The sequence below is a fragment of the Shewanella salipaludis genome (assembly GCF_012911865.1).
In the GTDB taxonomy this organism is placed as follows: Bacteria; Pseudomonadota; Gammaproteobacteria; order Enterobacterales; family Shewanellaceae; genus Shewanella; species Shewanella salipaludis.
Genome location: NZ_JAAXYH010000017.1, coordinates 55,483 through 67,146, shown reverse-complemented (window position 1 = coordinate 67,146; position 11,664 = coordinate 55,483). Strand labels below are relative to the sequence as shown.

Here is an 11,664-nt window from a genome sequence, read left to right as displayed (position 1 = left end):
CTGGAAGACAGTTTTTGCCAGATCGATGCTGATGAGTTTATAGTTCATAACGGTCACCTCGAGTCAGATTTTTTGCACCTAAATCATGGCACATTGCGATGCCGAGACCGAGGTGACCATCTCATCATCCAAACCTTTTTGCGCTTTCTGGCCTGTCATGACCACTGCCCGTCGCCAGTTGATTGATGCCGAAAGTACGCCCTTCTACCACGTGATTAATCGCTGTGTCCGAAGGGCATTTTTGTGTGGCGAAGATGTGCTCACCGGGCGCAGTTACGAGCACAGGCGTGGCTATGATGTCGAATCACTATCATCTGGTGCTGAAAATCGACCTTGCCGCTCAAAAGGGCCTGTCTCCATTTAACGTGGTTGCACGCTGGACGACGCTGTTTTCCGGCAATGCCATTGTGACAAAATATCTTAAAGGCGATATTTACCCATGCAACCCCCGTATATTCTGCATAATCTTCAACATGTGATTTTCGAGCCACACTAATTGCCATCATGAATTTTTTCAGGTTCGAGTCTGGCTCAGGTTTTGCCTTTTTACACTATACCGACTCCCCCTTGAGTAGGGCAAACTAAAGTAACCGCGAAGTGATATGGTACAGCACACCCGCAAACTCCAGTCTCAATGGCCTTGTCATTTTCGTCTTCCCGCGTACTTATGTTAAGGAGTTAAGGCTTTTCAATTTAGTATAAGAACACGGAAGAAAAACAAAATTTGATCCAATGGTATTGTTATGAATATTAATGAAAAATCAAAACTTGGTTACATAAAGTTCTAATCTGAGCTATTCGAGGATGCGGCATTGCACGAGTCCAACAGCGACAACTTTTTAGTCTAGCAGAAGCTACTAAATCACGCTATTTACGAGAGGTGGCCCGATTTACTCCTGCGCTTTCATTGCACTCCCCTCCGTATCCGCAAGTTCCAACCAAGAATCGGAAAGGAAGATCCTGATTGATGTCAACTGATCTGGAAAAAGCAATAACACCATTATATCTACTAAAAAGCACAACCCCACCACGCTCTAACGTGCCTTTTTTTTTGATAAGTTATTCTATAAACCTCTTTAAAAAACGCATTAAAATCCTTAAGCCTTTCCATTTTTCTATTCTAACCCCCTTAGAATCATCATTTATAAAATAAGGATTTAAGATAAACCCAGATATTTTTGAGCGTCACAGGCGCATTCAATTGCAGCAAACAATGGAAGACGGCTCTCGCTGAGCCAAGGGAGAAAGGCGAATTTCAGGCACAAAAAAACCGACTCTAGGTCGGTTTATGTTTCTCACTCTTGTAACAAGAAGAGAAGTGGTACCAGAGGTCGGACTCGAACCGACACGCTTTTAAGGGCGGGGGATTTTGAATCCCCTGTGTATACCAATTTCACCACTCTGGCATTATCTTGACTCATCAGCATGGAACCCAGATTATCTGGTCCTTGCTAAGTGAAGCGAATTATACCTTCGCAAATGCCGATGGCAAGACTTTTGCCACCAGTTTCAGCTAAAAGCCGCTCAACCGCTCAAAAATCATCCCAACTCCATTACTGAGTCCCTGGCTCGCTGGGCGGCAGGAAAAACATCCCGGGTATCTTTGGGTCTTGCCTCTTCCCACCAGTCGGCAATAGTGCGCATTAAGGCCGAAAAACATGAGCCAGATCATCTTACTGGCGATATAAACCCGGGGCCAAGCGAAATCCACCACAACACTTGATCGAGATCAGTTTATTGCCCGACCAGGGGGGCTATCTTAAGCGGGACTTCACAGGAAAGAGGATTTCAATCATGGCATTCTGGTTAGATTTGATGTTTGGTAACCCCATAGGATTACTGTCTATGCTGGTCATTTTCAGCACATTCGGGATCATTTCTTATCTGATGTGGATGTTTGTGGTTAAGTCCGCCAAGCCTTGACTGGTCCAAGTCATACTGCAATCTTGACTCATGTTCGGGGGGGCCTATGCCCCCTCTTTTTTTTCATGTCTGCAATCTGACGACTCACTAGGCCGCGTGCTTTCTCGGTTGCACCATGCCATTGATGAACTGAGGTCTGGCCTTGAGCAGATGTTGCAACTCTTCCTGGCTCGGCGCTCCCGAAGGCAACCTCAGCACATCCCTATTCAGATAGAGTCTCGCCTTCATGGAAATCTTATAATCCGCCGTCGGCCCCTGGATGGCATAGTGACGTTCATTACCCAGGCCTTCCAGGATACAGGTCTCCACCAGACTCTTCACCGCCAGTTCATTCTTCGGCAGGGTCAGTATGGTCGCGCCCTGGATGAAAAATTCCCGCAACAGCGCCCGTTCGGCGGGATCGAGCAATTGCACCTTGGCCTCTATGGTCTCAACCATGCGCTTATCGCTCAGGTAGCGAATGGCCTCATCCAGCAGGAAGTTCAGCACCAGGCTGAAGAAATAGGCCACACTGACTATCAGCCCGAGACCAACGAAATGCGCATTGGCACTGAGGATGTCATCCAGGGCGAGCGCCGTCAGCATGGGTTGAGGTACGAACAGCAAGGCAGCAGATGAAACCAACAGCCACAACATAGATCTAAAGACCAATGTCTTGGTTTTAAAGAACTTACTCGAATCCAGTTTCAGTTTTAACATAGCGTCATCCAGCGTCAGAATTTTGAACCTGGATAAGCTTAAGCAAAGTTGATGCCACAAACTGAAATGTGCCCCGCCCTTGGCGTCTCCCGCCCCCAGCGGCAAGCGTGGAAACCCAGGGAGCCAAACAACCTTACTCGGCCGGAGCGGCGGCCAGCTTAATCAATACCCGGCTGGCGGCGACGAAGCCGAAGGTGCCTGTGACCATGGTCACGGCGCCAAAGCCCGAGGCACAGTCCATGCGCATGCTGCCATCGGCGGCGGCCTTGGTGTTGCAGACACTGCCATCGACCTGGGGATAGACGAGTTGCTCGGTGGAAAATACCGCTTCGATGGCGAAACGCCGCGCCAGATTCTTCGAAAAATTGTATTCCCGCCTCAACAGGTTACGCACCTTGGCGAGCAAGGGGTCCTGATAGGTCTTGGCCAGATCTGTGACCTGGATCTGAGTGGGATCCGTCTGGCCGCCGGCGCCGCCGACCGTCACTATGCGGATCTTCTGCCGCTTGCACCAGGCTATCAGCGCCGCCTTCTGCTTGACCGCATCTATGCAATCGACCACATAGTCGATAGTGCCGCCGTCTTTGCCGCCGACAAAGTGCTCACCCAGGTTATCCAGGGTAACAAAGTCTTCGACCTCATTGACCCGGCAGTCGGGGTTGATCTCGCGAATGCGTTGCGCCATCACGGCCACCTTGGACTCACCTATGGTGCCGGCTAAGGCGTGGATCTGCCTGTTGGTATTGGTCACACAAATATCGTCGAGATCGATCAGGGTCAACTGACCTATGCCACTGCGGGCCAGGGCTTCCGCCGCCCAGGTGCCGACCCCGCCGATCCCGACTATGACCACATGAGACTGGGCAAACTTGTCCAATGCCCCACGGCCATACAAACGACCTATGCCGCCAAAGCGATTCTGATATGCCTCAGACATACTACCAACCTCAATATGATGAGTCGCACCTGGACTTGGCGACTCGGGTAAACATCTGCCGGTCGGCAGCCGGGGGCTGCAGACGGGGCAAAACAACTATAGGCGGGGATTTTAAACGAATTCGGCCGAAAAACTAACGCTATCTTGCACTCGGGGCGGGCGCCTCGACTCATCCGCCTCACTGCTCCAAGCCATAGTCGCATTGCGCAGATCCGATACCCAAGTGAAGACTAAGGCGCAATAAACACAGAGTGTTCACCTTAGACAAACACTTAGGTCGAAAAAACGATTGTGTTTATGTCATATAACAGTCACAAATACAGACTGAGTCAATTAGCCTAAGGTCCTATATTAATCGGCCACCAGAGCGCTAGAGTTTGACTTGCCACACAAGTTTACGTCATAAAGTCTGTCACAATCGGCCATCGCTTGATTTCCCAATAAGCGATTCATACCAAGTTGTTACCACACAAAACCATTAAAAAATGGTAAATGAACCTAGGTTCAATGGAGCATGAAACAATGAAAAAGAATTTTATCGCTGCGTCAGTAGTCTCCGCACTGACGTTGACCTCCTTCGGTGCGCTAGCCGATGGCCCAAGTTTTTACGGTCGTTTGGATCTCTCGGTCGCCAACTCGGATACAGGCGCGACCACCCAGAACAAGAAAGACGGCACGGTGCTGGAGAGCAACTTCTCCAATCTGGGGGTCAAAGGCAGCGAGCAGCTTGCCGAGGGGTTCGATATCCTCTACCAGATGGAATTCCAGGTTGAAAACACCACCCAGACCAAAGACAAGAGCGGCGATGACATAGTCTTCAAGGCGCGCAACACCTTCCTGGGGCTGAAAACCCAGGCGGGTAGCGTCCTGGTCGGTCGCAACGATACCGTCTTCAAGCAATCCGAAGGCGGCGTGGATCTGTTCGGCAACACCAACGCGGATATCGACCGCCTGGTTGGCGCCCAGACCCGCAGCGCCGACGGTATCTGGTATTACTCACCCAAGATTGCCGATCTTATCACCCTCAACGCTACCTACCTGATGGAAGATAATCAGGCATCCGACGACAGCCAGTACGCCATCAGCGCCACCCTGGGTGACAAGAAACTCAAGGAACAGAACTATTATCTGGCCGCCGCCTACAACAAGGGCATCAGCAACCTGGATGCCTACCGGGGTGTGGCGCAGGTGAAACTGGGTGACTTCAAGCTCGGCGGCCTGTACCAGCACTCGGAGAACGCGACAGACAGCGCCATCGACGGCAACACCTATTTAGTCAACGTCAGCTACAATCTCAACGGGGTGAATCTCAAGGCGGAATATGGCAAAGACAGCGCAGGTTTCGGTAACTATTACAAGAACATCAAGGGTGAGTCGGGCACAGACATAGACGTGCAGAACATCATTCTGGGTGCCGACTACCGCATAGCCAAGTCGACCATGCTCTGGGGTCACTATGCCATGTATGAAGGGGATCACAGGGTTGCCGGCAACAAGGTCGAGCTGTTGGACGACGACGTCTTCACTGTGGGTGTGCGTTACGACTTCTAGTCGACGGCATTCACTCCATGTCGAGGCGGCCCATAGGGTCGCCTTTTTATTTCCCCGCCGCCTGACAAGATTCGCTGCGCCCAGGCCCAAAGGTTTGAGCGGTTTCCCACCCATCTTGACCGAGAAGATGCGCGAGATCTCACCCAACAACTCGCTCCCGCCTCTATGGCGTTTCACAAACACCCCACGAAATTAACAAGTTAACAAGTTAACAACACCCTGGCGTGGTAATTGCCTAAACAACAAGGGTCGAGTCTCCATGCGGCCTGCAGCGCCTGCACCTGGGCGCGGCGCGGCTCGACACCACAACAATTACTATAAACTTAAGTTTCAGGGAGCTACACATGAACAAGACTCTTATCTCGACCTCGGTTGCCTCCATACTCGCCTTGGCGTCCTTCGGCGCGCTGGCCGATGGCCCAAGTTTTTACGGTCGTTTGGATCTCTCGGTCGCCAACTCGGATACAGGCGCGACCACCCAGAACAAGAAAGACGGCACTGTGCTGGAGAGCAACTTCTCCAATCTGGGGGTCAAAGGCAGCGAGCAGCTTGCCGAGGGGTTCGATATCCTCTACCAGATGGAATTCCAGGTTGAAAACACCACCCAGACCAAAGACAAGAGCGGCGATGACATAGTCTTCAAGGCGCGCAACACCTTCCTGGGGCTGAAAACCCAGGCGGGTAGCGTCCTGGTCGGTCGCAACGATACCGTCTTCAAGCAATCCGAAGGCGGCGTGGATCTGTTCGGCAACACCAACGCGGATATCGACCGCCTGGTTGGCGCCCAGACCCGCAGCGCCGACGGTATCTGGTATTACTCACCCAAGATTGCCGATCTTATCACCCTCAACGCTACCTACCTGATGGAAGATAATCAGGCATCCGACGACAGCCAGTACGCCATCAGCGCCACCCTGGGTGACAAGAAACTCAAGGAACAGAACTATTATCTGGCCGCCGCCTACAACAAGGGCATCAGCAACCTGGATGCCTACCGGGGTGTGGCGCAGGTGAAACTGGGTGACTTCAAGCTCGGCGGCCTGTACCAGCACTCGGAGAGCGCAACAGACAGTGCCATCGACGGCAATACCTACTTCGTCAACGTCAGCTACAACCTCAACGGGGTGAATCTCAAGGCGGAATACGGTAAAGACAGCGCAGGTTTCGGTAACTATTACAAGAACATCAAGGGTGAGTCGGGCACGGACATAGAGGTGCAGAACATCACCCTGGGTGCCGACTACCGCATCGCCAAGTCGACGCTGCTCTGGGGTCACTATGCCATGTATGAAGGGGATCACAGGGTTGCCGGCAACAAGGTCGAGCTGTTGGACGACGACATCTTCACTGTGGGTGTGCGTTACGACTTCTAGTCCCAAGCTCCCGCTTCAAGCCGCTCCCGGGCGTTAGCCGGCAGGCCCGGCAGGCGTTGCACAAGAGTGAACAAGCGCGTTCGGCCCCTGGACAGGCCGGGCGCGCTTTTTTACGGCCTGCAGGCCGGACGCTCGATACTACTTGCGCTCGAGTAGATAGGCAGCTTCGGTCAGCCAGGGAACCTGTTTCTTCACGAACCTGGGGTTGTCGGCCAGCACATCCTGGGAGACCAGCGGCCTTATCTCGAAATCCGCCGCCATATGGGTCGCCACCCAATCCGGCGAGACGGCGAAAGGCGGGCCACTCAGGCTGGCCTGGGGATAATCCAGGGTGACTAACAGCCCCTTGCTGCCGCTCGGCAACAGCTTGGCCAGCTGTTTGACATAGGCCAGGCGCATCGACTCGGGCCAGGCGATCAGCGCCGCCCTGTCGTAGAAGCCGGTCACCTCCTCAGTGACCTCCAGGGGCAAGCTGAAGATATCGCCCTGGTAGATGCTCAGTTGCTCGGTATCGAAACGTCTATGCTCCCCCTCCTGGCTCTGGCTGACCTCGAGCCGGTTGTCGGCAAAAAACTGCTCCACCGCCGTCAGCGACAGTTCACAACCCAAGATCCTATGGCCAAGTTCGGCCAAAAAACACATGTCCAACGACTTGCCGCATAGCGGCACGAACACCTGCGACTCGGGTTCCAGCCCCAGCCTATGCCAGTGTTGTTGCAAGAGGGCGTTCACTTCCTGCTGATGAAACCCTATCTGTTGTTGCTGCCACTTCTCATGCCAAAAATCTGCTTCCATAGCCCCGACTCCCGCGGAAAATTTGCCCTTACTCTAATGGCATTCGACCTCAGATGCAAAGTCGCGGCCCGACGCCAGGTTAGGCTTGCTCCCGCGGCCGCCGGCTGGTTAAATGAGTGAAAAGGAGCCGCCATTGCCAACACCTCAACTGCAACATTTCTACATTTCCGAAGAGCAGTCAATTTACCTGCTCAAGGCCAACGACGCCCGTAAACATAAGGCCTGGATCCGTCTGTGTAAGCAGCAGTTGAGTCAGCTGGGTTACCGCGACATAGAGTTTATCGGCAAGGGGGCCTATGGCTTCGTGTTTGCCGGTATCAATGCCGCCGCCCACTCCCATGTCTTCAAGTTTTCCCGCATCACCTTGCCCCAGCAGGTCCAGGACAGGCTGGAGGAGGAGGCCTTCATGCTGTCCCAGGTCCAGCACCCGAATGTGCCGCCGGTGGTGAAGTTCGAGCGGGTCGGCAGACAAGGCATACTGGTGATGGAGCGCGCCCGTGGCGAAGATCTGGAGCAGCTCTGTCGCCGCATGGGGGCCCTGCCCGTCGATATGATCATGGACATAGCCAGGCAGCTGGCCAATATCCTCTACTATCTGCGTACCGGCAGGCCCCTGGTCCACGGCGATATCAAGCCTTCCAATCTGGTGTATGACATGGACAGGCAGCAGCTGTCGCTGATCGACTGGGGCTCGGCCGTCTTCGCCCAGAGAGATGAACATGACAGGGCGGTGGAAGGCGATGTGATGGCGCTGATGTCCAGCGATCACCAGCATACCAATGCCCGCATGGGCGATGTGTATTTCATCGGCGAGGAACAGCTCGGCGGCGCCCTCTCCAGCCCACGTTTCGATGAACAAGGGGTGGCTGCGACCCTCTATGCCCTGGCGTCGGGCCAGGCCAGCCGCTTCGGCACGACGGTGATCCCGCCCACCAGCATAGGACTGCCGGTGGAACTGGCACGCACTCTGGATGCCATGTTGGGTGACGACCCGCTGCGGCGCAGACAGGCAGGCGACTACTTTATCCGCAGCATGCGCCACAGCCACAGGTTACACCTGCCGCAGCTGAGGCGCCCAGAGCCCCAGGCACAGATCCCGGTGTGGTTGCAGAATCGCCACAGGGACGTGGAAACTGTGAGTTACAGCTCGCGCAAGTCCTTCCTCAAGGAACATAACAGCCAGGATCCCATCGCCAGGATGGACGACGTGCAGCTGGAAAAATATTACCGCAATTTCCTCGCCGGCATGGGCGACACAGAGAAAGGCTTCATCGCCGCCGTCGGCCGCCTGGCCCACTATCCCATAGTGGGGGGACTCGCCATTCACTGGCAGGAAACTGGGGTGTTCATCGACTCTAACCTGGCGCTGTACGATGCCGGCGAGAAGGCGGCGCTGGTGCTGGCGGTCAATAACATGGTGACCCTGGCCCGCGGCATCAAACGCATAGGGGTGTTCAAGGCCTGTTTCTTCAACGCCAGGGACACGCTGCACATAGAGCGCAGCGATACCAGCCAACCCTTCGTGGCCGGCGCCGGGCTACAGCTGCCGTTCGAGGTCGGCGATGTGCCCAGCCTGGAAGACAAGTCCAGGCTGCATTCCTATTTCGAGGATGGCAAAGATCCGGATGAGAACCTGGAATTGCCGGCGGAGATCATGGCCGAGCTCGGCAGGATCAACCAGATCCACCACACAGGCTGCATCATCTTCGAGGCCCTGCCCAACCACCTCAAGGTCCATAGCTACCTCAAGTTGCTCAACCCGAGGAAACAGGCGGCCTTCAGGGCCAGTCTCGACAGGATCCTGCACCATGTCGGCAAGATCCAGGGTCAGGGGGTCTCAGGCTTCATGAAACTCCCCTACAAGAATACCCGCCAATTCGAGCACCTGGACCGCCTGGCCGATGACTTCTATCCCCGCAACCCCAAGCAAGCCGGCATCTGAGGCTCGGCCGGCTCATGGCTAAATGGGCGAACCCGGCGGCATGGGCAGCGGATGGGGCAACAGCTTGACACTGTCGTCCGCCAGCGCCGCGGTTAGGCCCTGCTGCAGCCAATTGAAATGGGCGGCCTGGTAATCGCTGCCCCTGTTGCTGAGGCGCTTGAGCTGCTTGATGCTGAAGTTCAGCCTGTCTGCCAGCATGGCCTTGACCTCGGGTGAACTCTGCTCGTCGTGCAGACTGGCCAGCAGCTGGTCCATGACCACGGCATTGACCCGCATCCAGATCCCCTGCTCGCTGCCCGTCTTAGGCTCCTGATACAAGGTCGCGGCCAGCAACTTATCCACCAGCACCATGACGGACAGTTGTTCGTTGTCGGCCATATGGGCCTGGGCCACTCGGTTGAGCCTCTGGGGCTGCAACAGCTGGGCGACCGTGTGCCGGCTGAGCACCTCCGCCATGGCGAGGGGATCGCCTATGACCCCCAGCCCGCCGGCCTGGCTCTCCCGGGTGGCACCATAGTTGCCGGCCTTGGGCACCAGGGTCTCCAACACTGGCTGTGGCAGCTCCAGGCTGGCGGCGGATAAGCCGCCGAGCAAGGCGCTCAGGGCATCGAGCTGCAACTGGGGCGCGGCATAATGCCAACGGCTGCCTTCCGGCGTCTGCTGGTAACTGTAGTCGGTTCCGCCTATGACCTTGGCCGCCGCCGTGATCTGGTAGCGGGTCAGCAGATAGATGGGCACCAGGGCATCGGTCAACTCCCCCAGGGGCTCTCCCGGCAGGAGCGCCTGGGCCGAGAAGTTCTCCAGCGCCTGCCGCCTAACCCGCTCGAGTCGCACCAGTTCGGCCACGGGATCGTCGCCGTTATCCCACAGGCTGGCGTGCATATTGCCGGCATTCGCGCCACGGGAATCTGCCTCGCCTATGTATCTCAGGCCCTGACGCGCCGCCTGCTCCAGCAGCCTGGCCTGCTCCTGGGTGTCGGCCGCCTCATCCCCATAGTCGCCGTAACCGTAGGCGATGGCGAACTTATCCCAAACGCCGACGCCCACGGAATAAGGGGCCGAGATGTCTATCTCCTGCCCCTTGAGCGTCACCTTGGGATAGGGGTAGTCCATCACAGAGGCATCGTCATTGCTCGAGGCGGCGAAGTTATGATCCAGCCCCAGGGTATGCCCCACCTCATGGGCCGCCAGCTGGCGAATGCGCGCCAGCGACAGGGACAGCTGCGCCTGCCCGGCGGCCGCCCTGTCTTGCCAGCCGGCCGTCAATCCGCGGGCGATGAGATGATCCTGGCGCACCCTCAGGCTGCCGAGGGTGACCTGGCCCTTGATGATCTCGCCTGTCCTGGGATCCGTCAGTGACGCCCCGTAGGACCAGCCGCGGCTGGCCCTATGCACCCACTGGATCATGTTGTAATTGATGTCCTGGGGATCGGCATCTTCGGGCAGCAACTCCACCCTGAAGCCATCGATGAAACCCGCCTGTTCGAAGGCCCCCTGCCACCAACGCGCGCCATCGAGCAGCGCCGAACGTATGGGCTCAGGTACCCCGGGATCCAGGTAGTAGACTATGGGTTTGACCACCTTGCTCGGCGCCGGCCCCGGGGTGACCTTCTGTAATCTATGGCGGATCAGCTGACGCCGCACCAGGGGCTCATCCACCCGGCTGGCATAATTCACATGCTCCTCGGACAGGAAACCACTCATGGGATGATAGGCCCTGGGCTCGAAGCCGGCCTCGGGCAATTCGACGAAGGAGTAACGCATGCGCACGGACATGGCGGTGCCATCCGGTGTCACCTGGGCCACCTGGGTCCCGGCGGTATCGGCGCTGAAGGTCAGCAGCACATCGACATCTGCGTTGCGCTCGAACGACTTGACCCCCTGGGGCAAGACTAGCGAGCGAGCGCTGTCCAACCGATAGTGGCCTTGCCCCGTCTGGGCCAGCACCTGGCTCACACCGTGCAGATCCCTGATGACCAAGTCATTGATGGCCACCAGCGCGGGCTTGCCCTCGAGTACCTTGCCGCGCCACAGCACGGAGTCGGCGAAGGCCTCCTGCACCGCCCGGCGCTCGGCGGCATTGTCACTGTCCGCCCGGTAGCGGGTGTTGAGCTGCTTGAGGATCAGGAAGGGCCCCTGGCGCTCGAACTGCACCATGCGGGTTTGTCCCAACTGGCCCCGGTCCAGGCCTATGTCGTTGGAGCCGACGCCCTGGGGCAGGCTGGTCACCAGCAGGAAAGGGCTGTTGAGGCGGTTTGCCTCCAGGTACAGTTCTCCCCGCTCATCCGAATAATACAGGTTGATGAACCCCTTGGCCTTATGACTCTGTTTGACTATGGCGGCGGGACTCGTGTCTTGGCTTTTGGCCACGGCGGCCTGGGTCATGGTCAACAATGACACGCCGGCCAACGCCAGCAATCCAATACGTTGGGGTTTCATGCATC

9 protein-coding genes, 1 tRNA gene and 1 pseudogene are annotated in these 11,664 nt (G+C 56.4%); 6 read left to right on the top strand and 5 right to left on the bottom strand.

The window, feature by feature from the left end; all coding sequences use genetic code 11:
* Together HC757_RS18965 and HC757_RS19085 are read left to right on the top strand one after the other, a co-directional pair.
* On the top strand, window positions 1-186 hold a 186-nt coding region (locus HC757_RS18965; RefSeq protein ID WP_211164475.1), incomplete at its 5' end, for a hypothetical protein.
* A pseudogene (locus tag HC757_RS19085) lies at window positions 158-431 on the top strand (alpha-amylase family glycosyl hydrolase); the annotation flags it as partial. The gene HC757_RS18965 and the pseudogene HC757_RS19085, both read left to right, overlap by 29 nt.
* An 888-nt stretch (window positions 432-1,319) precedes the next feature.
* On the opposite strand, the gene HC757_RS17085 reads toward HC757_RS19085, so the two are convergent.
* Window positions 1,320-1,406: transfer RNA gene (locus HC757_RS17085), tRNA-Leu, on the bottom strand.
* 388 nt (window positions 1,407-1,794) lie between these two features.
* On the opposite strand from HC757_RS17085, the gene HC757_RS17080 reads away from it, so the two are divergent.
* Window positions 1,795-1,923 carry a DUF3149 domain-containing protein gene (locus tag HC757_RS17080; RefSeq protein WP_169565600.1) on the top strand — a complete coding sequence of 43 codons (129 nt, stop codon included), beginning with the start codon at window positions 1,795-1,797 and terminating at the stop codon, window positions 1,921-1,923.
* 87 nt (window positions 1,924-2,010) lie between these two features.
* Here HC757_RS17080 and HC757_RS17075 read toward each other — a convergent pair whose 3' ends face one another.
* Together HC757_RS17075 and tcdA are read right to left on the bottom strand one after the other, a co-directional pair.
* Entirely contained in the window at window positions 2,011-2,622 is a 612-nt protein-coding gene (locus HC757_RS17075) for a superinfection exclusion B family protein (protein ID WP_169565599.1), read from the bottom strand.
* Between the two features lie 133 nt (window positions 2,623-2,755).
* Window positions 2,756-3,559: a tRNA cyclic N6-threonylcarbamoyladenosine(37) synthase TcdA gene (gene tcdA / locus HC757_RS17070; protein ID WP_169565598.1), complete on the bottom strand. Its 804-nt coding sequence runs from the start codon at window positions 3,557-3,559 to the stop codon at window positions 2,756-2,758.
* 522 nt (window positions 3,560-4,081) lie between these two features.
* Between tcdA and HC757_RS17065 the strand changes: the two genes are divergently transcribed.
* Both HC757_RS17065 and HC757_RS17060 read left to right on the top strand, forming a co-directional pair.
* Window positions 4,082-5,110, top strand: coding sequence for a porin (locus HC757_RS17065; protein WP_169565597.1), 1,029 nt, complete (start codon window positions 4,082-4,084; stop codon window positions 5,108-5,110).
* A gap of 344 nt (window positions 5,111-5,454) precedes the next feature.
* Entirely contained in the window at window positions 5,455-6,483 is a 1,029-nt protein-coding gene (locus tag HC757_RS17060; protein ID WP_169565596.1) for a porin, read from the top strand.
* 138 nt (window positions 6,484-6,621) lie between these two features.
* Here the strand turns inward: HC757_RS17060 and HC757_RS17055 are convergent, their stop codons facing one another.
* Window positions 6,622-7,278, bottom strand: coding sequence for a thiopurine S-methyltransferase (locus HC757_RS17055; protein WP_169565595.1), 657 nt, complete (start codon window positions 7,276-7,278; stop codon window positions 6,622-6,624).
* Between the two features lie 133 nt (window positions 7,279-7,411).
* Here HC757_RS17055 and HC757_RS17050 point away from each other — a divergent pair, with 133 nt between their 5' ends.
* Window positions 7,412-9,220, top strand: a complete 1,809-nt coding sequence (locus HC757_RS17050; RefSeq protein ID WP_169565594.1) for a protein kinase domain-containing protein — start codon at window positions 7,412-7,414, stop codon at window positions 9,218-9,220.
* An 18-nt stretch (window positions 9,221-9,238) separates the two neighbouring features.
* On the opposite strand, the gene HC757_RS17045 is transcribed toward HC757_RS17050, so the two are convergent.
* Window positions 9,239-11,659: a zinc-dependent metalloprotease gene (locus HC757_RS17045; protein WP_169565593.1), complete on the bottom strand. Its 2,421-nt coding sequence runs from the start codon at window positions 11,657-11,659 to the stop codon at window positions 9,239-9,241.
* Between the last annotated feature and the right edge of the window lie 5 nt (window positions 11,660-11,664).